Consider the following 22,059-nt stretch of genomic DNA (forward strand, 5'->3'; position numbering starts at 1 on the left):
GGTCACGGCCGGTGCGGCGGGCGAGGCGGCCGACCGGTGGTACGGCGCTCCGGTTCGGCCGGTGCGGCGTCATCGGCCGCGTGGCCGACGAAGAGGTGGTCGGTGCCCGTGATCTGCAACACACGTTGGAGGTGGGCCGGCCGGTTGTCCACGTGCAGTCCGGTGCCCGCCTCGGCGGCACACCGGTGGATCATGAGCAGGGCGGCCAGGCCGAGCGAGTCGCACAGCGTCATCCCCGCGCAGTCCAGGTGGAGCCGGCGGGGCGGCGGATCCGCCCGCAGGCAGGCACGGGCCGCTTCGGTGAGGTCGTCGGCGGTGTCCCAGTCGAGATCCCCGGTGATGCGGATGTGGGCGTCGCCGGCGTCGTCCAGGGCGGTGGCCAGCTCGAAGGTGTCGTCCGGGTGGGTCGTCATGCGGTGTGCTCGGGTCCGGGGGGAAGGGGACGGGCGTCCCGCTCGTCCAGGGTGGCGCGGCCCCGGGCGAGGAAGCCCAGGGCGCGGGGGAAGTCCTTCAACTCCTCCCGCAGTAACGCCAGGCCGGGGTCGAGGACGCGGGCGGGGACGCGGCGGGCCTCCAGGACGTCGCAGGTCCAGTCGAGGAAGTCCGTGAACAGGCGGCTGTCGTCGGTGTAGAGGGCGCAGGTGAGGAAGTCGACGATGTGCGCGACGTCCTCGGCGGTGCGCTCGCGCTGGGCTTCGGTGTAGCCGCGCATCGCGGGCAGCCGGTCCTCCAGCCCGGCCAGGACGTTCTTCACCAACTGCCGCTTGCTGCGCAGCACCAGCGTGTACTCCTGGTCGAGCAGGTGCGGCAGGTCCTCCACGGCCTGCCGCGTGCTGCCGGGGGAGGGGCGGGGCAGCCCGCGGGCGAGCAGGCCGGCGGCCGCGCGGGCGTCCGGCGCCCAGGCGTCGGCGCCCAGCAGGCGGGCGTACCGTCCGTCGGCGCCGAAGGCGGCACCGCCCACCAGGACGGGGATGTCGATGGCCCGCACGGCGCTGATCGCGGTGTGCGCGACCGGGAGCCGGGCCGGGATGGAGGAGGACAGGGCCACCGCGTCGGGGGAGGTCTGGTGGAGGTGCGCGATCAGGTGCGGCGTGGGGACCTGGGCGCCGAGGAAGTCCACGCGGTGTCCGCGGTGCCGCAGCACCTCGGCCAGCAGCCGGGCCGGCAGCGCGTGCCATTCGCCGTCCACGCAGGCCACCGTCACCGAGCCGGCCGTGCCGGGCGTGTCCGCCGGGGGGCCGCGGTGGGCCATGGCGGCGATGATCCGGTCGTGGATCGCGGTGGCGGCGTGCTCCTGGGCGACGGTGAAACGATTGGCCGCCCACTCCAGGCCGACCCTGCGCTGCACCGCGGCGATGACCTCCAGCAGCACGTCCTCCGCGTCGGCACCGGCGTCCAGGGCGTCGAAGACGGCCCGGCCCGCGGCGTGCTCGTCACGGTCGGACACCGCCCGCCACAACTCCTCGCGGGCGCGCGCGAGGAGTGGGCCGTGGTCTTCGGCGAAGGTGGTGTCGGTCATGTGGTGTACCTGCCCGGACTGTGTCCGTCTACGGCTGTGAGATGGGCGGTGCGGGAGGCGGTGATCGCCATGACCGCGATGTCGTCGTGCCGGTTGTCGCCGATCCACTCGGCGACCAGCATCTGGACGTGCTCGACGATGGCCTCCGCGGGCATCCCGGCGCACTCCGCCAGCGCGGACCGCAGCCGCGCGTCGCCGAACATCACGTCGCCCAGCGGTCCGCCGCGGGCCTCGGTGACGCCGTCGGTGAACAGCAGGCACGTGTCACCGGGCTTGAGGTCGACGTGCGCGGTGGTGGCCTGGACGTCGGCCAGGGCCCCGATCAGGGTCCCGGACGTCGCCGCCTCCCGCACGCTGCCGTCACCGTGCACGATCAGCGGGACGGGATGGCCGGCGCTGGTCAGCCGCAGCCGCGTGGTGCCGCCCCGCCGCTGGACCGAGGCGAGGACGAGGGTGGCGAAGCGGGTGTGACTGCTGTTGAGCAGCGCGCCGTTGAGCAGCCGCAGCAGCTGCTGGTGGTCGCCGGCCATCGGCAGCAGGGCGTGCAGCGTGTTGCGGATCTTGCCGGTCAGCACGGCGGCCTCCAGCCCCTTGCCGCACACGTCGCCGAGGACCGCCAGGGTCTCCTCACCGGGCCCGGTGCCGGGGTGGACGTCGTAGAAGTCCCCGCCGACGCGTTCGGTGTCCTTCGCCGTCCGGTAGCCGCCGGCGAACTCCACGCCGTGCACGTGCCGCAGTGTCGGAGGCAGCAGCTCCGCCATGAGCGTGGCGGTGATGCCGGCCTGCTCCTGGTACAGCCGGGCCGCGGACAGGGCGGCACCCGCGCGGGCGGCCAGGACCCGGGCGAAGATCCCCTCCGCGGTGTCGAAGGCGGCCTGGTCGCTGCGGCGCAGCAGGATCAGAGCACCGGCCGGGACGCCGTGCCCCGGCAGCGGAGTGACCACCACCGATCCCAGGGGGCCGCCGAAGCCGTCCGGCACGGCCCAGCCGGGCAGCGTGGCGGGGTCTATCCACCGGGACGGCACCGGCGGGAAACCCTGCAGCGCCTCGGCCAGGCCGGGAACCGCCGACGGGTCGATCCGCGCCGAACGGCGCGTGACCGTGCCGCCGACGCAGGTGGCCAGCGGGTGGCGCTTGCCGGAGGCGGGCGCGACCAGCACGGCGGCGTCGGCCAGGTACTCGGACGCCAGTTCCACCGCCACTTCCATGCACCGCTCGATGTTCAGCGAGGCGAGCAGCCGGGTGGAGGCGTCCGCCAGGAACGCGGTGCGCTCGCGCTCGCTCTCCAGCGCCGCCTCGGCCAGCGACCGGTCGGTGTCGTCGATCAGCCACCACACCACCAGCCCGTCCGCGACCGGCGTCGCGTGGGCCTCCAGCGTCCACTGCGCGTGCCGGCCGCGCACCGCGCCGGCCGGGGCGTCACCACCTCCGGCGGCCCGCTGGTGCCCGTCCACCAGCCAGTCGGGGGCCACGTCCGCCAGTCGCGCGCCGCGCGCCGCCGCCGGGAAGAGGCCGGTGGCCTGGGAGTTGATTTCCACGATGGCGCCGGCCGCGTCGACGACCAACGCGGGGTAGGGCGCCCGCATCCACGCGGCACCCACGGACGACAACAGGCTCTGCGCCGCGCGCGAGAAGCCTTCGACACTCGTCATGATCTTCAGATCCGCTTGCCGCGGAACTGATCACCTTCCACTGGAATACAGGGCTCTCCACCCTCTCGCACTTGGAGCAGTGCATCAACCAAGAGCCCTCAAGTGGCACGATCCGATCGCCATAGAGCTATATACGGGGCATTTCGGACGAGTGCGGGGCGAGGAGTGCCGACGTGGGCCGCTCGCCGGCGGTCACCCGCAGGACCGCCTTCCCCGGGACACGGCGCTCGCGCAGGGCCGCGGCGGCCTCCGTGAAGCGCTCCCAGGAGCCCTGCCAGCCGAGCTCGACCGTGAGGGCGCCCTCGGCGGCCAGCCGGGTGAGGACGGCCAGGTCCGCGCCGGCGTCTCCCTCGATGACGAAGGACGTCAGCGACTTGGCCGGGCCGACGGTCGCGTACGGCGGGAAGACCGCGGGCTCCCCGGACGTCCAGCCGACGCTCTGCACGCTGCCCCCGGGGGCGAGCAGGCTCCACGCGGCGACCAGCTGGGGGCCGCCGACGCTGTCGACGACCACGTCGACGGGGTGCCCGAGCCCGTCCAGGCCGACCAGCACCTCGTCGGCACCCAACCGGGTCAGTCCCTCCCCGCGGGCCGCCGAGCCCACCGAGGCGATCACGTGCGCACCGGCCCGCGCCGCCAACTGCACGGCGAACCGGCCGACTCCGCCGGAGGCGCCGGTGACCAGCACCCTCTTGTCCGGGCCGAGCCCGGCGGCGCGCAGGGAGCGCAGCGCGGCGACTCCGGCGACCGGCAGGGCGGCCGCCTCGGCCAGGTCCAGACCCTCGGGCACCTCGGCGAGCGCGCCCCCGTCGATCGCGACCCGCTCCGCGAACGCCCCCGAGGTCAGCGCCACCACCCGGGTACCCACGGCCGGCCCGGTCCCGTCGGCGGCGGCCTCCACCACGACCCCGGCGGCGTCCGAGCCGAGCACCGCGCCCACGGGCACCCGGCCGGAGCGCGCGTCGTTGAGGTCGCCGTAGTTCAGGGAGGCGTGGGAGACCGCCACCAGGACCTGACCCGGTCCGGGCACGGGATCGGGCACCTCGGCCAGACGGACCGCGGCGGGTGCGGACGGGTCGACGACGAGAGCACGAACGGGCATGATCTTCCCCTCAGTTCACGAGATGTAACAGCCGCCATCATCGGTAACCGCGGCGGGCGGCGGAAGGAGGCACTTTCATGTCACGCAGTCACACCCGTGTCACCGACGCGGTGCGGGAGGAGGCCTGTCCGGTCACCGAGGTGCTCGATCGCGTGGCGGGCAAGTGGAGTGTCGGCATCCTGATCGCCGCCGCCCACGGCCCGGTCCGCTTCACCGAACTCGAACGCGCCATCAACGGCATCAGCCGGCGCATGCTCACGCTCACCCTGCGCCGACTGGAACGGGACGGGCTGCTCGTGCGCACCGTCCACCCGACCGTGCCGCCCAAGGTCGAGTACAGCCTCACGCCGATGGCCCGGGAACTGCACGCCTCCCTGACCGGACTGGTGGACTGGGCCGAGCGGCACCGGTCCGCCATCGCCGCGGCCCGCGCCGCCTACGACACCGCGGCGGAGCGGCCGACGGCGCCGGACCCCACGTCCGCACGGTGAGGACGCGGGTCCGCACCGCGTCCGGCCGCCCGTCCGGCTGAGCCGGCCCCGGACCACGGACGGCCAGCCATTCGGCCGCGTCCGAATGGCGCGGCGCACCGGACCGCGGTGGTCTGGACCTGTAGGCGCGCCGGCGTCCAGCGCATGGCGGCGTCGGGCGCCCAGCCGTGAATGGACAAGGCATGCACATATCTGCTCCCACAGCCGGCCGCCGGTGCTGTGCCGCGGCCGTCGCCGCAGTCGTCACCTGCTCGACGGCACTGGCCGGACCGGGACCCGCCGCGGCAGACGGTACGCCGACACCCGCCGCGTCCGCCCCGCGCCTCGACTGGCACCCCTGCGTCAAGGGCAGCCCGTTCGACTGCGCGACCGCGCGGGTCCCACTGGACTACGGCGACCCCGGCGGCCGCACCGTCGAACTGGCGGTCGTCAAGCGGAAGGCGACCGCCCCCGGGCGGCGCATCGGCACCCTGTTCTTCAACCCCGGCGGCCCCGGCGGCCCGGGAACCGTGCAGATGCCCCAGAACTACGCCTTCTTCCCGCGCGAGGTACGGGAACGGTTCGACATCGTCAGCTGGGACCCCCGGGGCGTCGGCAGCAGCACGGCGGTCAAGTGCTTCGCCGGCTCCCAGGAGGCCCAGGCGTGGACGGCGGGCAAATCGACCGGCGTCCCGGTCGGCGCCCGGCAGCGCGCGGCCTGGATCACCGCGTACCAGGACCTCGCCCGGCGCTGCCTCCAGCGCGACCCCGAACTCCTGCGCCACGTGTCGACCGCCGACACCGCCCGCGACCTGGACCGGCTCCGTCAGGCGGTGGGTGACCCGCAACTCACCTACCTCGGCATCTCCTACGGCACGATCCTGGGCGCCACGTACGCCAACCTCTTCCCCGGCACGGTCCGCGCCATGGTCCTCGACAGCAACTGGGACCCGCAGGCCTGGACGGACCACGGCTCCGTCGCCGCCGCCCGGCTCACGGCACCCCTGCGGCAGGGCGCGGACCGCGGCGCGGCGGCCGTCCTGGACGCGTTCCTCGGCCTGTGCGGGTCCGCCACCGCCGCCCGGTGCGCCTTCTCCGCCGGCAGCCCGGAGGCGACCCGGGAGAAGTTCGACCGGCTGGTGCGGCGGCTGCGGACGGATCCCGTGGGCGCGTGGGCGTACGGCCCCGTGATCGGGGACGTGGTGAACAGCCTGTATTCCGTCCACCCAGGGTGGGCGGACCTCGCCGACAGGCTGCAGAGCCTCTGGCAGGGCCGCGCCCCGGAGCCGTCCCCGCTCCCGCCCGCACCACCGGTCCGGGACCCGGATCCGTACCTGGGCGAGGAACAGGCCACCGCGGTGTACTGCGGCGACAGCCCCCATCCGCGCGACCCCGGCGCCTACCAGGCCCTGGAGGAGGCCAGCGCGGCCCGCGCGGGCGACGCCGGACGCTACTGGACCTGGGCCACCGTGGGGTGCGCCACCTGGCGGGCCGTCGCGGCCGACGGCTACCGCGGCCCCTGGAACAAGCCCACGGCACACCCCGTCCTCGTCGTCGGCACCACCCAGGACCCCGCGACCCCGTACTCCGGTTCGCGGGCCATGGCCGAGGAACTGGCCGACGCCCGGCTGCTCACCCACCACGGCTACGGGCACACCGCGCTGGTCAACCCCAGCAGCTGCGTGCAGCGGCACGAGAGCCGCTACCTCGTCGACGGCACGCTGCCGCCGGCGGGGACGACGTGCGAGCAGGACACGCCCCCCTTCCCGGCGGCCGAGCCGCGGGGCGCGGTCGCCGCCGGCGAGGGCGGAGCGGCGAACATCCTGACCAGCCGGCCCTGACATCGCGACCAGCCGGCCCTGACATCGCGACGAGCCGGCCCTGGGATCGTCCGAGCCGGACCTGGGACATCGGAGCCGGCCCTGGGATCGTCCGAGCCGGACCTGGGACGTCGGAGCCGGACCTGGGACGTCCGAGCCGGACCTGGGACGTCCGAGCCGGACCTGAGGAAGCGTCAGCCCACCGGGGCGTCCGGCGCGACCGGATGAACCTCCAGGTCCGGCTCGGCCAGCAGGTCGGCGACGAGGTCGGGGGATCCGCCGACGTAGGTGCTCGTCAGGTCCACGTCCCCGCCGAGGCACCAGGCGCGGTCCTGCGGCCACCACAGGTCGGGCAGCTCGGCGAACGCGTCCGAGACGGCGGGGGAGACGGCGTCGGCGAGCGCGCCCGAGAGCAGCACCTCGTCCCGGCCGGGGGTCCCGAAGAAGGGGAACCGGTCGAAGTCCCGGCTCCCGTAGCCGTTCCAGAGGCCGAACCAGCACTGCTGCGGGGTCCCGGTGTGCCGCTCCAGCACACGGACGAGGATCTCGGCGACGGGCAGCGGGGTCGGACCCTCCACCGGGTGCTCGTCCCAGACGCCGGGCAGGCCGTACTCGGCGGCGTTCTGGTACGTGTCGGCCATCCCGGCCAGTTCGTGCCAGCGGCTGACCGGCGTCACCCCACGCCCGTACGCGGCCGCCACCGTGGCCCAGCGCACCGGCGTCCCGTCCAGTGAGGCCGGGTGCAGCACCCGGACGTAGGCGGGGAATCCGGGCGCGGCCACGCCGGCCACCGTGCCCAGGCCGCCGAGCTCACCGAAGCCGGCGGTCCGTCCGGTGAGCCAGTGGGCCGGGGAGAGATCGGCGCCGCACACCCGCAGGCGTCCGTACCTCTCCGTGGCTGTCTCCCGGTGAACCGGGCGGTAGTCGTTCACCCGCTCAGTCTCGCCGACCCTCCGGGTGCGGTGGGATCCGGTGCCCGTCCGCCGCCTGACAGGACGTCGGGCTCCGCCGCGCGGGCATGTCGGAGCGCCCCGGCGGGACCGGGGCGCTCACGGCGTACGGGCGTCAGCTGCGAGGGCCGTACCCCTCGGACGGCGGACGGTCTCCGTACCCGGCCGAGGCGCCGCGCGTGCCGCGACCGGAGCGCATGTTCGCGCCGGCGGCGGCGGCCAGGGCCAGCAGCAGGGCGATCAGGCCGACGATGACGTTGTTGGTGATGGTGCGTACGGACGACACGTCGCCCGACACCACCCACGGCGCGATGACGGTCCACACGCCCAGTGCGGCGGCGGCCCAGGCCATGCTGTGGGTGCGCTCGTAGGCGTGGCCGAAGCCGCCGATGAGCAGCGCGTAGGCCAGACCCACGATCAGGTTGTTCACGGTCAGGGTGGGGAACTGGTTGAAGCCCACGATCCACGGTGAGGCCGCCAGGTAGAGGCCGGTGACCACGCCCATGGCCTCGATGGCCTGTGCCCGCGGAGTGGTGGCCGCCCGCTCGTGACGAGCCCGCATCTCCAGGATGTCCGGGTGCGATTCCATGGTGGGGTGAGTGTGACTCACGATGGCCTCCTGCGTACGAGCCGGTTACCGAGACTCCACGTACCCATAAGGGTGGGATAAAACCGGCTTGTCGTGTTTATTCCCTGTCCCGTGCCGGTGACGCCTCCGTCGCCCGGGAGGCGGGCGCGGTGGTGTGGCGCCGGGGCGAACGTTCCTTCGAATCGATGCCGTAGGATGCCGCATCGCGTGTCCCGCACCGCCGCCCCGGCCGGGACGGTGCCGTCCCGGGACGGTCAGTAGGCTGCCGGGGTCGCCGCGCCGGGTCACCCTGCCCCGGCGTGCCCGACGTCACCGCCGCCCGCCATCGTTCCGGAGACGCAGCGTGAGCACCGACAGCCTGACCCCGCTCCCCGAGCAGCGAGCCGTCCCCGCGCCGGACGTGCTCAGGCGCAAGCAGCGTCTGCGGCGCCGCCTGGAGCGACTGATCGGCATCGCCGCCACCGAGGGCAACCAGCTCACCCCCCTGCGCAACGGCGACGAGATCTTTCCCGCCATGCTCGGCGCCATCCGGGCCGCCGAGCACACCATCGACATGATGACCTTCGTGTACTGGCGCGGGCGGATCGCCCACGAGTTCGCCGCCGCGCTCGCCGAGCGCGCCCGGGCGGGCGTCCGGGTACGACTGCTGCTGGACGGCTTCGGCGCCCGCCAGATAGAGAAGCCGCTGCTGGACGACATGGACGCCGCGGGGGTGCAGATCGCCTGGTTCCGCAAGCCCGCCTGGCTGTCGCCGTTCAAACAGAACCACCGCTGCCACCGCAAGGCCCTCATCGTGGACGAGCACACCGCGTTCACCGGCGGTGTCGGCATCGCGCAGGAATGGTGCGGGGACGCGCGCGACCCCGGCGAGTGGCGCGACACCCACGTGCAGTTGCGCGGCCCGGCCGTCGACGGGGTCGCCGCCGCGTTCGCCCAGAACTGGGCCGAATGCCATGACGAGCTGTACGACGACCGCGACCGCTTCACCGGCCACGACCGGCACGGAGACGCGATCGTCCAGGTCGTCCGCGGCTCCGCGAGCCTCGGCTGGCAGGACATGCAGACGCTGATCCGCGTCATGCTGACCTCCGCCGAGGAGCGCTTCCGCCTCGCCACCGCCTACTTCGCGCCCGACCAGTACTTCATCGACCTGCTGTGCGCCACCGCCCGCCGCGGCGTCGCCGTCGAGATCCTGCTGCCCGGCCCGTACACCGACCAGCGCGCCTGCCAGCTCGCCGGGCAGGCGCACTACGCCGAGCTGCTCGACGCGGGCGTGCGGATCCGGCAGTACCAGCCCACGATGATGCACGCCAAGATCATCACCGTGGACCGGGTGGCGGCCCTGATCGGGTCCACCAACTTCAACCGCCGCTCCATGGACCACGACGAGGAGGTGATGCTCGCCGTGCTCGACGAGTCCTTCACCGCCGTCCTGGACGACCACTACGACCAGGACATCACCCGCAGCGTCGCCATCGACCTGACCCGGTGGCGGCGGCGAGCCGCACTCCAGCGCGCCAAGGAGATCGCCGTGGCCCCCGTCCGCCGCTTCCTGTAGCCGCGCCTCGCGCCGCCGCGGGGCGGACGGCCGTCAGCAGACGAGAACCGCCGGCCGGTAAGCGTCGCACGGGTAGGGGTCGTACGGCCTCAGTCCGGCGCGCCGAGCGACCAGCCGGAGACGTCGCTGACCCGGCCGCGCCACAGGGGCGAGGTGGGGGTGGCGGTCGCGGACAGGAAGGTGACGTCCACCAGATGGACGAACGCGTGCAGGCTGCCCTCCTCCAGGCTGTCCTGCACCGTACGGGGCAGCAGGACGAGCTGCTCGGCGTCGGCCCGGCCGCCGACGGCTTCCGCGACGACGTCCTCCCACCGCTCGGCCCACACCCGGCTCCCGACGAGGCTGCCGCTGACGATGCCGCCCGCCGTCGTCAGGGTGACGGCGATGCCGGCACCGCTCTGGGCCTCCACCAGCCGCAGCAGCATCTCCAGATGGACGTCGACCGCCGGCTGGGCCCTCTCGCCGGCCGCGGTGGGGTGGTGGTCGGCAGCACTCATGGGCGCACCTCTCGTCGACAGCCTGCCCGCCCACCGGGTGGGCGAGATCCAGGGGGCGGCCCTTCCCGCACCGGACCGACCCGCCGCCGGGCACCGCACCGGCGCCACCCCGCCTACCCGGAGGGCGGCGGGGCATGCCCCCCGGCCGGCGGGCAGGTGCCGGGGGCGTCGGCGTGGAGGGTGAAGACCTGGTCCAGGCCGACCATGGTCAGGATCCGCAGCGTGTTGGCGGGTACGGCGGCCAGGGCGACCTCGGCGCCGGCGGCGAGGGCGACCTGGCGGGCGGCGAGAAGGGCCGTGATGCCACTGGAGTCGCAGAACTCCAGACCGCTCAGGCTGATGACCAGAGGCCGGCCGGGCCGCAGCGCGAGGCCTTCGACCTGTCGGCGCAGCAGGTGGGCGTGGTCGTAGTCGAGGTCGCCGGATACGTCCAGGACGTATCCGGTGGCGGTGGCGCGTTCGGTGATGTTCAGCGGGCTCATCAGTGGTGATTCGTTGTCGGGCGGGTGTGCGGACGGGTGGCGGGAACGCCGAGGGCGAGCAGGGCGGTGTCGTCGTCGAGGCCGTCGCCGAAGCTGTCCAGCAGCCCGGTCAGCGCGGTGATCGCCTCCTGGGCGGTGGCGGGGGCGCGGGCGGAGACGAAGGCGTGCAGGGCCTCCTCGCCGTACAGGCTGTCGCGGGTGGGACCGGTACGCGCCTCGGTCAGGCCGTCGGTGTACAGCAGGAGGGTGTCGCCGGGCGCGAGGGTGGTCTCGGCGGTGGCGAAGGACACGTCGGGCAGCACGCCGACGAGCAGGCCGCCCGGGGTGGGCAGGTACTCGGCCTCTCCCGCGGCGCGCAGCAGCAGGGCCGAGGGGTGGCCGCCGGAGGCGATGCGGACCGTGGGGCGGTCCGGGTCGGTGCCGGTGTCGACGACGCCGAATATGGCGGTGCAGTAGCGGGGGTCGCCGCCGGCCGTGTACCGCTCGTGCAGCACGGCGTTGAGCGTGGCCAGCGCGGTGGCCGGCTCCGGGTCGTGGAGGGCGGCGGCGCGCAGTGTGTACCGGGTCAGCGACGTCAGCGCGGCCGCCTCCGGGCCCTTGCCGCACACGTCGCCGATGAAGAATCCCCAGCGGGCACCGTCGATCGGGAACAGGTCGTAGAAGTCGCCGCCCAACTGGTCGGCGGAGGCGGTGTGGTAATAGACGGCCGTCTCCATCCCGGGCACCGCCGGCAGTGACGTCGGCAGCAGCGACCGCTGCAGCACGGTCAGGGCGTCGGCGAGCCGGGCCCGGTCGGCCTCGGCCTGTGCGCGGGCCTGCTCGGCCTCTTCCCGGGCCTGCTCGGCCTGTGCGCGGGCCTGCTCGGCCTCTTCCCGGGCCTGCTCGGCCTCCTGCTTGCGGCGCAGGAGTTCCTCTTCGTAGGCCCGGCGGTCGGAGGCGTCGAAGACGGTGGTGCGGATCAGCAGCGGCTCCCCTTCACCGCCGTGCTTGACCGCGGAGGAGACCAGCACCGGCAGCCGGCTGCCGCGGCTGGTCCTCATCTCCAGGGCGATACCGGTGATCTCGCCCTGCAACCGCAGCAGGGGCGCGAAGTGGGTCTCGTGGTAGAGCTTGCCGCCCACGGTGAGCAGGTCCGTGAAACGCAGCCGGCCCACCACCGCCTCGCGCTCCAGGCCGAGCCAGTCCAGCAGTGTCGCGTTGATCTTGGCGATGGTGCCGTCCATCAGCGTCGACAGGTACCCGCAGGGAGCCGACTCGTACAGCTCCTCGGAGCTGTCCTCCAGCAGCGTGGTGAAGACGGTGTTGATGTAGGCCTCGTCCCCGGTGCCGGAGGGCTCGGGGTCCTGGCCGGTGCGGCACATCACCGCGACCGGAGGAAGTCGAGGATCGCCTCCGCGGTGGCCTCGGGTGCGCTCAGCTGCGGGCAGTGCCCGGTGGTGTTCAGGGTGACCAGCCGGGAGGAGGGGATCGCGGCGTGCACGTACGCGCCGACTTCGCGCGGGGCGATGACGTCCTCGGCGCACTCCAGCACCAGGGTCGGCACCCGCACGCCCGCCAGGTCCGCACGGCTGTCGGACAGGAACGTGGCGCGGGCGAAGACCCGCGCGATGTCCGGGTCGGTCGCGCAGAAGCTGTTGGTCAGCTCCTGGCCCAGTTCCGGGCGGTCCGGGTTGCCCATGATGACCGGAGCCATCGTGGAGGACCAGCCCAGGTAGTTCGCCTCCAGCGACGACAGCAGTTCGTCGATGTCCTCGGCGGTGAAGCCGCCGCGGTAGCCGTCGTCGTCGTTGAGGTAACAGGGGGACGGGGCCACCATCACCAGCGAACCGATCCGCGCCGGTGCCGCCTGTGCGGCCAGCACGCCGATCATGGCACTGACCGAGTGCCCCACGAACACGGCGTGGTCGAGCTCCAGCTCGTCGCAGACGTCCACCACGTCCTGGGCGTAGCCGTCCAGTGACGCGTAACGCTCCTCGCTCCAGGCGGACAGGTCCGAGCCGCCGGAGCCGACGTAGTCGAAGAGCACCACCCGGTGGTGCTCGGCCAGCGCGGGCACGACGAGGCGCCACATGTTCTGGTCGCAGCCGAACCCGTGCGCCAGCACCACCGCCTGCCCGTCCGGGCGGCCCGTCACCGTCACGTTGTTCCTGCTGCGCGTGTCCATCCCGCCATCCTGCCATTCGGGCCGCACCGCCCTTCAGGGCGGTCCGCCTGCCGCTGGCCCCGTGACGTGCCGGTCGCGGAAGGTGACAGCGGATCGTCCGGGCGGTCAGAGGCCGGCCAGCAGGCCGTCGAGCGGGGCGGGCACGCCGTCGGGGCCGAGGGCCTCGACGAGGACCCGGCCGTAATGGATCTTGCGTCCCTTCTTCGTGCCGAGGAAACGCCGCACCTGTTGCTGCGGGGTGCGGCCCCGCTGGGCGGGCTGGCGCAGGAACGTCCGCAGAGCGCGCAGATCGCCCTGCGCCCGGACCAGCTCGCGCACCCGTGCGACCCCCAGCGCGCGGATGAGTTCGTCCTCCAGGTCCGCCGCGCAGACGAAGAACTCCTGCCGTGCCACGCCGGCCCGCTCCCAGCCGCGGGCGTAGTAGTCGCGCTCGGCCTCGTCGCACAGGCCCGTGAGGCGCAGGCCCAGACCGGGCGGTCCCAGGAGGCGGGCGAACCGCCCGACGCTCATCGCACCGCCCATCGGCAGGACGCAGACGCCTTCGGCCGCCAGGTCCCGGCCGCGGCTCGCGGCCAGCGCGCCGACGGCTGCCGCGTCGCTCGGCCCTTCGAGCAGGACGACGGTCCGGACGGACAGCCGCGTGGCCAGCTGGTGCGCGGGGTCGCCGGGACCGCCCGCCGCCCACGCGACGACCGCCTCCCGGAACGCGCGCATGTCAGTCATGGGGCGAGTCTCCACCCTCTCCGGTCACGGCGGTACGCGATTTCCGCCCGTGCGCCGAGCACCGCGCCGACGCCCGTGACCGGCGGAGCGGCACGAGGCCTGCTATAGTCGATCATGGCTTCGCCGCCCGCACCCCGGGCAGCCGGTCACGCGTTGGTCGTCTAAGGCAAGACGCCCCGCTTCCTGCGGGGAAATGCAGGTGCAAGGCCTGCCCGGCGCTCCAGCACACGAGCCCGCTCCGGCACACGGGGCGGGCTCGTGCCGTTCTGTCAGCCGGGAGCCCCTGGCGGGCCGTTCGACGTCACGGATGGCTCACCGGGTCGGCGACGTCGGTCGCGGAGCCCGGACGGGCCGCCCCGGCCGCCGCCCTCCCGGCAGACCTGGGGTCCGGTCAGGTGAGCGCGCCCGCGTCGCACGCGGCCGAGGACTCGACCTCGTGCGTGTAGGACGTGATGAGGCGTTTCATCGCGTCGGCGTCGCGGTGCCCGGAGCCCTGGGCCTGCATCGCCGTGTACAGCTCCTGGCCGTACCGGGAGTCGACGCATCCGGCCGTCTTGCCGAAGGCCTCGTTCCCCGAGTAGCGGAACCGGTCGTCCTCCGCCGAGTGCCCGACTGCCTCCAGTGACTGGCCGTACGCGAAGTACGCGGTGGTCCTGCCCTCCTCCAGCCACGCCTGCGTGGTGGTCAGGACGAGCCTGCCGTCGACGACCACCTGGCAACTCCTCACCCCGCCGCCGGACTTGGCGCGCACGCTGATCGCGTCTCCGGCCGGCAGGAACGGTGCGAGGTCGTCGGTGCCGACGGCGATCCCGCACAGCTCGGCCGGCACCGCGTAGTTCCGCCCGGGCGCCTCCTCGCCACATCCGCAGAGGGCGGCGAGGAGGGCGGCGATCACCGGGACGACGACCGTGGCGCGCTTCCGTGACGGCGTACGGCGAGACTTCACGGGGACCCTTTCGGCGTGCCGGGGTCATGATTTTCGCATGACGTGGGCCGCCGGCCGGGGCCAGGGCGGGTCACCCCATGCTCTTGGCGCCGTCCAGGGACTCGCGGACGATGTCGGCGTGACCGGCGTGCTGGGCCGTCTCGCCGATGATGTGCAGCAGGACCCGGCGGACGGACCAGCGCGTGCCCGGCTCGTGCCAGGGGGCCGGCGGCAGCGGCTGGGACCGGTCCAGGTCCGGCACCGTGACGACCAGTTCGTCCGTCCGGCGCGCCATGTCCTCGTACGTCTCCAGCACCCCGGCCAGAGTCTCGCCGGGCAGCATCCGGAACTCGTCGGCCCGGCGCTGCCAGTCCGCCTCGGTCATGTTGTTCCAGTCGCCCAGCACCTCGGGGCCGTGCTCGATGAAGTCGCCCCAGGACCGTTCGACCGAGGTGACGTGCTTGATCAGACCGCCCAGGCACAGCTCGCCGGCGGTGGTCCGCCGCCCGGCCTGTTCGTCGGTCAGGTCGCGGGTGGTCAGGCGCAGGAACCCGCGGTGGTGGGCCAACGCCTCCAGCAGGTCGGCGCGTTCGCCGGTGGGCGCGGTGGGCGCGGTGGGCGCGGTGGGCGCGGCGGACGGCGTGGTCGGGGTGGCGGCGTGCTGGGTCTCGGTCATCGGCTCCGGCTTCCGTCGGTGGTGTTGCGTGGACGGGCGCCACGTTAGGAGCCGTATAGGTCGGATCCTGTCCTAAAGGTGCCGCCGCCCTCACGGGACTCGTCCGCACGGCCCCGCCCTACCGGCGCGGGACCAGGCCCGGCCCCCGGCCCGATCCCGGAGAGGGCGCCGCTGCCGCGGTGGCTCCCCAGGCGTCGGCGCACAGCGCCCGTTCGGCCGCGTCGGTGTAGAGGGCGGCGGCCAGCCAGGCACGGGCGAAGCGGTCCGTGTCGGCCGGGAGCAGACGCCCGAAGGCGTCGCGGGAACGGTCGGCGGCGGCGCCGTGCAGGCCGTCCAGGAGGTCGGCCGCCGTGGCGAGGCCGGCCCGGCGCAGGCGGGTGCCGTCGCCCGGCCCGCTCCGGGAGAACGCCAGGACCCGGCGGCCCCCTGCCACCGCCTGGTGCACGCGGCGGCGCAGCAGGTGCAGTGGGGCCTCCTCGCCGGCGGCGGCCACGAGGGGCGCCGGGACCGTCCCGGTGGGCAGGTCCGCGTGTTGCAGCCAGTCCAGGCCCAGGTCCACCCGGGCGGCGGGGTCGACGGGATGCTCGGCGGCGAGCAGCAGGGCGCGGGGGAACGGGCCGGGGACCAGGCGCGCGACGATCCGCAACCGGCTGCCCCGGGCGGCGGCGAGCAGGCGCAGGTTGTCCCGGTAGGGGAGGGCGGGATCGTCGTGGGCCGTCGCCAGCCGCACGGGCACGCCCGCGCAGTCGGCCAGCAGGCAGTCGCCCGCCGTCTCCCGGAGGGTGCCCGTGAGGGTCACCTCCAGGAACAGCAGGTCCTGCCCGCCGTCCAGGGCCCGCGCCACCTGGTCGCCCACGGGTACCGCCCACAGCCGGTCCAGCGGCTCGGCGCGCCAGGCGGCGCCGGACGCGCGGACCGCCCGTACCGCCGCCCCGGTGCCGAGCCGGCCCGTCGGAGAGACGGTGGCACCGGACACGGCCAGCCCCGCACGCGACAGTTGACGGTGGGTCAGGGCCGTGTCGCCGATGCGGACGGCCCGGTCGGCGGCGCCGGTCGCCCGGGCCGGCCCGCCCGGCGCCACGTCCGACACCGTGTACAGGCGGCCGTCGGCGTCGGCGGTCCAGGTGACCGCGCCCGCGTACCCGGTCGCCGTGAGGACCGGCTCGGAGAAGAGCCCGTACAGCCGCAGGGAGCCGTCCGGGCGGTACGGCTGCCGGACCGTGCCGCGCAGCTCGGCGAGGTCCGGGCCGGTGGCGCGCGGGACGCGGTGGGCGACACCCAGGACGCCGGCCAGCGCGCCGGCGAGTTCGGCAAGGCGGTGGCCGGCGGCCGCGGCGCGGGCCGCGTGCACCCGGGTCACCACCGAGACCGCCGCGGCGGAGGCCCGGGGCAGGCCGGCCAGGCGGGCGGCGTGCGCGGCGCGCAGCAGCTCCGCCTGGAGCACGGCGCCGGCGCCGTCCGTGCCGGCGTCCAGGACGGCGGCGGCCGCGGCGTGCACGGCGTGGGCGGCGGTGCGTTGTTCGGGGGTTGCGGTGTCGGTGCCGGTGTCGGAATTGGCGCCGCCGGCGGTGGTGCCGGTGTCGGAGTTGGAGTCGCCGGCGGTGGTGCCGGTGTCGGAGTTGGAGTCGCCGGCGGTGGCGACGTCGGGTGCGGTGGTGGTGTCGGTGGAGTCGGTGGCGGGCTGTGCCTGGTCCGCGTCCGTCGCGCCGTCCGGGGTGTCGTCGGCGATCGGGGCGGCCGAGGCCGCCGCCGCGCGGTGCAGGCAGTCGGGGGCCAGCAGGCATCCGCAGCGGATCGCGTCCGCGCTGGTCACCGTCCCGCCGGGCGCGTGCAGAACGACGTCGGTCTCGTCGTCGACGGCGACGCGGACGGTGTCGCCGTCGCGGACGGCCGGACGCGCCGCGAGCTTGGCGACGCCCGCGTCCAGCCGCTTGCGGAGCCGGGGCGGGAGCGCCCCGACGAGTTCGGCGGTGACGGACGGGACGACCAAAGGCAGGTCCGGGCTCATGCGATCTTCTCCCCTACCCAGCGGGCGAGTTCCAGCGGACTGAGGGCGGCGACCGGCATGCCCGCGGCGACGAGCTGACCGGCGACGCCCGTGGAGTAGCGGGGCCGGCCCGCGTCGTCGAGGCTCGCGCAGCCCAGGACGTGGCAGCCGGCCCCGACCAGGGCGCGGACCTCGGCGAGCAGGCCGCCGAGCGGATAGCCCTCCTCGAAGTCGCTGACGACCACGACGAGGGTGCGCGACGGCACGGTGACGAGCTCGCGCGCGTGCCGGAGACCGGCCGCGATGTGCGTGCCGCCGCCCACGCTCACCTCCAGCAGCAGTGACAGCGGGTCGTCCACGTGCCCGGTGAGGTCGATGACCTCGGTGGAGAACGCCAGGAAGTGGGTGGACAGCGTCGGCACCCCCGCCAGCACCGAGGCGGTCAGCGCGGCCCACACCGTGGACGCCTCCATGGACCCCGACACGTCCGTGACCAGGATCAGCCGCCAGTCGGCGGCCCGGCGCGCCCGGGTGCGGAAGACCGGCCGCTCCGGGATCACCTGCACGGTGCCGTCCGGGAGGCGGCGCGCGGTCGCCAGGTTGGCCCGCAGTGTGCGGGGCAGGTCCAGGCCGCCGCCGGGCCGCCTGCTGGGGCGCGGCAGGGCGGTGCCGTGCAGGGCGGGCCGCAGCCGGGTGGCCAGTTGCCGGGTCAGCGCGTCGACCAGCCGCCGGACCAGCGGGCGCAGCGTGGCCAGGCGGGCCTCTGGCAGCCCGCCCGCGTGCCGCAGGACGGTGCGCAGCAGGTCCACCGAGGGACGCACGCCGTCCGCGTCCAGCTCGGCCAGGACGTCCGTGCGGCCGGACGCGGCGGCCGCCGCCAGGACCTCCTCCCGGACGCCGGGCCCGAACAGCGCGGCCAGCTCCTCGGACCACTCCCGTACCCCGGGGTACGGCGCCTCCCGTCCGCCACCGTTCCCGGCGCCGGCCAGGTCCCCGCGGCTGCCCTCGCCGCGTCCGCTGCCGTACAGCTCGTCCAGCGCGGTCGCCAGCCGTGCGGCGGACCGCGGCAGCCCGTCCGCGCGGCGGCCCAGCAGGAGACGCCAGCGGTCGGCGGGGGCGACGAGGCGGTCCTCGGCCGGGGAAGCGGCCGGCGCCGTGGCACGGCCCTGCTCCGGCCGTTCCGGCGAGGGCTCCGCCGGGCCGCCGGGCGGGGCGGCGGCACCCTCGGACACGGGCAGCAGCCCCAGCGAACGCAGCGCCTCGCGGGCGGTGAGGTCCGCCCGGGTCCAGGCGGCGAGCGAGACCGGGTCGGCACCGTCCGTGCCGGCGACGTGCGCCGTACCGAGGCGCTCCTCGACGGCGGCCAGGAGACGGTCGCGGGCCGCGGGGCTGAGCGTGTCGAAGCCGCCGCGCAGCGCGGGGAGCCGGTCGAGGAACTCCCGGTCCGGCAGCTCGGACACCCGGGCGAGCAGCGGTTCGAGCGCGGGTTCCGCGGCCTCCAGCAGCGGGCCCGCGGCGGTCAGCAGACCGCTGAGCCGGGCGGTCAGCGCGGTCCGCGAGCCGGGGTCGGTGGCCCCGTCGATCCAGGAGGCCACGCGGTCACCGAGGACGCGCGCGTCCTCCTGCCCCAGCAGCACGCGCACGGCCCCGGCGGCACCGCGCATCAGCGGCGAGCCGTCGGCGGACAGCCGGGCCAGGGCGTCGGCGAGCCGGACACCGCCCGCCAGGTCCGCCCGGTGGGCTAGTTCCAGCAGCGCGTGGGCGTCGGCGACCTCCTCGGACCCGGTCAGGCCGTCCACTTGCCGTACCGCCGCCGAGGTCAGCAGCTCCGCCACCGAGGCCGCCCGGTCCGCGCGGTCCGGGGCGGCGTCCAGCCCGGGGACGTGACCGGCCCGCAGCCGGTCCAGCAGGGCCAGCCCGGCAAGCAGTTCCGTGAGCGTCCCGGCCTGCGGGAGGACGGCGGCGACGTCGTCCAGACGTTCGTCCGCGAGGACCGGCAGACCGCACTCCGCCGCCCGTTCGAGCCCTTCGAGGGCCTGGGCGGCGGTCGGCCCGCCCTCGTCCAGCTCCCGGCGCCGCCGTTCGCGCAGTACCCCCTCGGCGGCCTGAGCGGGCGTCACCCCGCGCACGCCGGCCGCCGTGAGCATGGCCTCCGTCGCGGGCGTCCAGCGCACCTCCCAGCGCGAGGTCAGGGCCTCGGCACCCCCCGCGCCGACGACCTCCCGCACCTCCCCGTACGGCACCCCGCACACTGTCAGCCGGCGCAGCAGCAGCTCACGGCGCCGGTCGAGATCCGAACGCAGCGGATCCAGCCGCAGGTCCCGCGCGGGGGCGCGGCCGCCCGCCGCCGGGCCGGGCAGGCCCAGCCGCGCCACCTCGGCCTCGACCGCGGGGGTGAGGCCGCTGCGCGGCGCCTGCGGGGCGGGGCGCCCGCCGCGCGTGCCGACGAGCACCCGCTCCATCGCCCGCGCCACGGCCCGCCCCCGCCCGTACGGCTCACCTTGCGCGAGCACCGTCTGCACGGCCTCCACCAGTTCGCCGCGCCCGGCCGCGGGCAGCCCGCGCAGCCGGGCGAGGTCCGAGGCGAGCCGGCTGATCTCCCGCGCGTCGGCGGGGCCCGAGGGGTGGCCGAGGTCCCGCAGTGCCGCGCAGACGCGGACGGCCGCCCGGGTCAGCGCCTCCTGGAGCGCCGCCGGGTCACCCGCCGCCCGCAGCACCATGTCCTGCCACTCCGGGTCGCGGATGCCCGCCGGGTAACCGGACCGCTCATCGAGCAGGGCGTACGTGTACGGGATCAACGAGGTCGTCCAGCCGGACCGCCGCGCCTCGGCGGCCGTCGCGGTCCCCGCTGTGGCGCCCGGCGACGCGCCCGGCGAAGCCGCCGTCCCCTGCCGGGCCGGCCACGGGTCGGCTGCGGCAGCGGTATCCGCGGGCGCCGGGCACCGGGACGGGTCGGCTGCGGCAGCCGTGTCCGCCGCCCACCGCACCAGCGCCGGGGCGTGGAACGCGCCGACCACCACGGCCGCCCGCTCCCCGCGCGCGGTCGCCTCGGCCAGCCGGGACCGCATCCAGCGCTCCCGCCGCAGGTCCAGTTCCGGTACGCCGCCCGAGGCGGCCGCGTCCTCGCGCAGCGCCCACCCGGTGAGCAGGGCGGCCCGGCGCAGGGCCTCCGGCGGGGAACCGGGGGCGGTCGCCTCCACGAGCCGGTCCCAGAGGTCGTCCCCGGGGCGGCCGGTCAGCCCTGCCCGCAGGGCGGTGGCGAGGCCGGGGCCGCCCACCTGCTCTCCCGCGGCCCGCCGAGCCTCGCCCCACGCGCGGTCGGCGAGCGGCAGGTCGCAGGCGACCACTGGTACGCCGTGCCGGGCGGCCCAGCGCACGGCCGCCAGCTCGGGTGAGAAGTCGGCGAACGGATAGAACGCCGGCCCCGTGCCGCCGCTGCCGTCGGCGGGCGCGGCGGCGAGCGCCACCGGGGCCCGCGTCTCCTCGTGTCCGAGCCAGGGCAGCCACTCCTGCATCTCGGCCGGCAGTTCGACGAGCAGCACGTCCGGCTCCGCCGCGTCCAGCAGCGCGGGCACGGCGGCGGCCAGCGACGGCGCGTGGTGCCGCACGCCGACCAGATAGGGCGCCGCCGGGCCGGTGAGGGCGGCGAGCGCCGCGTCGGGCGAGGCCGGGCCGGCCGGCCGGGAGGGCGCGGCCGGGCCGGGGACCGCCCCGTGGGTGAGGGACACGGCCGTCAGCCCTCCAGGACCGTACGCAGGTCCCACAGGGTGCGCCAGGTGGCGGAACCCTGCTCGGCGCGGCGCCGGACCGGACCGTCCCAGTAGCCGCGCAGCCGGGCCGCGTCGGCGGGGTCGTCCTTGCGGACCACGCCCAGCAGGTGGCCGGGCAGCAGCCCGAGCACGTCCCGGTCGCCCGGGAAGTACGCCGCCGCGAGGGCGAGCGCCCCGGCGACGGACACGGCCTCCGCGGTGCTCATCACCGTGGACGGCCGCTCCACCTCCCAGCCCTCCGCCGAGCGGCCCTCACGCAGGTCCCGGAAGGCGGTGACCAGTGCCTCCAGTACCGCGTCGTCGACCTGGAACGGGGCCCCGGCGCGCTCCACGGACGCCCGCGCCTGACTGCGCACCAGCGCGGTCTCCGCGTCGAGGTCCCCGATGGGGCCGACCGTCTCGAAGTTGAACCGGCGCTTGAGCGCCGCGGACATCTCGGAGACACCCTTGTCGCGCAGGTTGGCGGTGGCGATGAGGGTGAAGCCGGGCGCCGCGTGCGCCAGCGCGTCGTCGGTGCCGGCCAGTTCGGGCACCGCGATCCGCCGCTCGGACAGCAACGACACCAGCGAGTCCTGCACCTCCGGCAGACAGCGGGTGACCTCCTCGACGCGGGCGACGGCGCCGCGGGACATCGCGGTCAGGACGGGGGAGGGCACGAGCGCCCGCCGGCTGGGGCCCTGCGCCAGCAGCAGTGCGTAGTTCCAGCCGTACTTGAGCTGGTCCTCGGTGGTGCCGGCCGTGCCCTGCACGACCAGGCCGCTGGTGCCGCACACGGCGGCGGCCAGCAGCTCCGACAGCATCGACTTGGCGGTGCCGGGCTCGCCGACGAGCAGCAGCCCGCGCTCCCCGGCGAGGGTCACCACGCACCGCTCGACCAGCGCCCGCTCACCGACGAACTTGCCCTCGACCACCAGCCGCCGCGGCACCCCGTCGGGCGCCTGCGCGCGGTCGGGCAGCTTCAGCGCCCGGCCGTCGCTGCCCATCACGAACGTGACGACCGCACGTGGGGTGAGCCGCCACGCGGGCGGCCGCGGCCCGTCGTCGTACGCGGCGAGGAAGGCCAGCTCGGTCGCGTACCGGTCCTCGGGCGGGACGATCTGGCGGTCCGGGGCGGGGTCCGTGGCGGGGGAGAGGGTGGTGGTCATCGATGCGTGTTCTTCCGGGCGCGGGTGGAC

Annotated in this window: 19 protein-coding genes; 3 read left to right on the forward strand and 16 right to left on the reverse strand. The window is 75.4% G+C overall.

From position 1 onward, the window contains the following. Window positions 1-2: 2 nt before the first annotated feature. From ACFF45_RS13990 to ACFF45_RS14005, 4 genes are all read right to left on the reverse strand, one after another. Entirely contained in the window at window positions 3-413 is a 411-nt protein-coding gene (locus ACFF45_RS13990; RefSeq protein ID WP_381346165.1) for an STAS domain-containing protein, read from the reverse strand. Continuing rightward, entirely contained in the window at window positions 410-1,519 is a 1,110-nt protein-coding gene (locus ACFF45_RS13995; RefSeq protein ID WP_381346167.1) for a cobalamin B12-binding domain-containing protein, read from the reverse strand. The genes ACFF45_RS13990 and ACFF45_RS13995 overlap by 4 nt, the downstream gene beginning before the upstream one ends. Beyond that, entirely contained in the window at window positions 1,516-3,171 is a 1,656-nt protein-coding gene (locus tag ACFF45_RS14000) for a PP2C family protein-serine/threonine phosphatase (protein WP_381346169.1), read from the reverse strand. Before ACFF45_RS14000 ends, ACFF45_RS13995 begins: the two co-directional genes overlap by 4 nt. A 127-nt stretch (window positions 3,172-3,298) precedes the next feature. After that, window positions 3,299-4,273, reverse strand: a complete 975-nt coding sequence (locus ACFF45_RS14005; protein ID WP_381346170.1) for a zinc-binding dehydrogenase — start codon at window positions 4,271-4,273, stop codon at window positions 3,299-3,301. Window positions 4,274-4,350: 77 nt separating this feature from the next. On the opposite strand from ACFF45_RS14005, the gene ACFF45_RS14010 reads away from it, so the two are divergent. Then, entirely contained in the window at window positions 4,351-4,764 is a 414-nt protein-coding gene (locus ACFF45_RS14010) for a winged helix-turn-helix transcriptional regulator (protein ID WP_381346172.1), read from the forward strand. A 182-nt stretch (window positions 4,765-4,946) separates the two neighbouring features. Beyond that, window positions 4,947-6,584 carry an alpha/beta hydrolase gene (locus ACFF45_RS14015; protein ID WP_381346174.1) on the forward strand — a complete coding sequence of 546 codons (1,638 nt, stop codon included), beginning with the start codon at window positions 4,947-4,949 and terminating at the stop codon, window positions 6,582-6,584. A gap of 173 nt (window positions 6,585-6,757) precedes the next feature. On the opposite strand, the gene ACFF45_RS14020 is transcribed toward ACFF45_RS14015, so the two are convergent. Then, on the reverse strand, window positions 6,758-7,495 hold the full coding sequence (locus ACFF45_RS14020; RefSeq protein WP_381346176.1) for a hypothetical protein: 738 nt from the start codon (window positions 7,493-7,495) through the stop codon (window positions 6,758-6,760). A gap of 133 nt (window positions 7,496-7,628) precedes the next feature. Beyond that, the gene (locus tag ACFF45_RS14025) at window positions 7,629-8,102 is read right to left on the reverse strand and encodes an SPW repeat protein (protein ID WP_381346273.1); all 474 of its coding nucleotides are present in this window, start codon (window positions 8,100-8,102) and stop codon (window positions 7,629-7,631) included. A 358-nt stretch (window positions 8,103-8,460) separates the two neighbouring features. Between ACFF45_RS14025 and ACFF45_RS14030 the strand changes: the two genes are divergently transcribed. Beyond that, the gene (locus ACFF45_RS14030) at window positions 8,461-9,660 is read left to right on the forward strand and encodes a phospholipase D-like domain-containing protein (RefSeq protein WP_381346275.1); all 1,200 of its coding nucleotides are present in this window, start codon (window positions 8,461-8,463) and stop codon (window positions 9,658-9,660) included. An 89-nt stretch (window positions 9,661-9,749) separates the two neighbouring features. Here ACFF45_RS14030 and ACFF45_RS14035 read toward each other — a convergent pair whose 3' ends face one another. The 10 genes from ACFF45_RS14035 to ACFF45_RS14080 form a co-directional block, all read right to left on the reverse strand. Beyond that, complete coding sequence (locus tag ACFF45_RS14035) at window positions 9,750-10,157, reverse strand: GvpU-like protein (protein WP_381346178.1); 408 nt, start codon at window positions 10,155-10,157, stop codon at window positions 9,750-9,752. A gap of 113 nt (window positions 10,158-10,270) precedes the next feature. Further along, window positions 10,271-10,639 (reverse strand): STAS domain-containing protein, encoded by a 369-nt coding sequence (locus tag ACFF45_RS14040; RefSeq protein ID WP_381346179.1) that lies wholly within the window; start codon window positions 10,637-10,639, stop codon window positions 10,271-10,273. Next, window positions 10,639-12,000: a PP2C family protein-serine/threonine phosphatase gene (locus tag ACFF45_RS14045; protein ID WP_381346181.1), complete on the reverse strand. Its 1,362-nt coding sequence runs from the start codon at window positions 11,998-12,000 to the stop codon at window positions 10,639-10,641. Before ACFF45_RS14045 ends, ACFF45_RS14040 begins: the two co-directional genes overlap by 1 nt. Beyond that, window positions 12,000-12,803, reverse strand: coding sequence for an alpha/beta fold hydrolase (locus ACFF45_RS14050; protein WP_381346183.1), 804 nt, complete (start codon window positions 12,801-12,803; stop codon window positions 12,000-12,002). The genes ACFF45_RS14045 and ACFF45_RS14050 overlap by 1 nt, the downstream gene beginning before the upstream one ends. A 105-nt stretch (window positions 12,804-12,908) precedes the next feature. Next, window positions 12,909-13,526, reverse strand: coding sequence for a TOPRIM nucleotidyl transferase/hydrolase domain-containing protein (locus ACFF45_RS14055; protein ID WP_381346184.1), 618 nt, complete (start codon window positions 13,524-13,526; stop codon window positions 12,909-12,911). Between the two features lie 391 nt (window positions 13,527-13,917). Continuing rightward, window positions 13,918-14,472 carry a hypothetical protein gene (locus tag ACFF45_RS14060; RefSeq protein WP_381346186.1) on the reverse strand — a complete coding sequence of 185 codons (555 nt, stop codon included), beginning with the start codon at window positions 14,470-14,472 and terminating at the stop codon, window positions 13,918-13,920. A 70-nt stretch (window positions 14,473-14,542) separates the two neighbouring features. After that, window positions 14,543-15,127, reverse strand: coding sequence for a DinB family protein (locus ACFF45_RS14065; protein ID WP_381346188.1), 585 nt, complete (start codon window positions 15,125-15,127; stop codon window positions 14,543-14,545). Window positions 15,128-15,245: 118 nt separating this feature from the next. Beyond that, the gene (locus ACFF45_RS14070) at window positions 15,246-17,135 is read right to left on the reverse strand and encodes a hypothetical protein (protein ID WP_381346190.1); all 1,890 of its coding nucleotides are present in this window, start codon (window positions 17,133-17,135) and stop codon (window positions 15,246-15,248) included. After that, on the reverse strand, window positions 17,132-20,842 hold the full coding sequence (locus tag ACFF45_RS14075) for a DUF5682 family protein (RefSeq protein ID WP_381346192.1): 3,711 nt from the start codon (window positions 20,840-20,842) through the stop codon (window positions 17,132-17,134). Before ACFF45_RS14075 ends, ACFF45_RS14070 begins: the two co-directional genes overlap by 4 nt. A 5-nt stretch (window positions 20,843-20,847) precedes the next feature. Beyond that, window positions 20,848-22,029 (reverse strand): ATP-binding protein, encoded by a 1,182-nt coding sequence (locus ACFF45_RS14080; RefSeq protein ID WP_381346194.1) that lies wholly within the window; start codon window positions 22,027-22,029, stop codon window positions 20,848-20,850. Window positions 22,030-22,059: the final 30 nt, after the last annotated feature.

Origin of the sequence: Streptomyces cinereospinus, from assembly GCF_042430725.1 — a bacterium.
Taxonomy (GTDB): Bacteria; Actinomycetota; Actinomycetes; order Streptomycetales; family Streptomycetaceae; genus Streptomyces; species Streptomyces cinereospinus.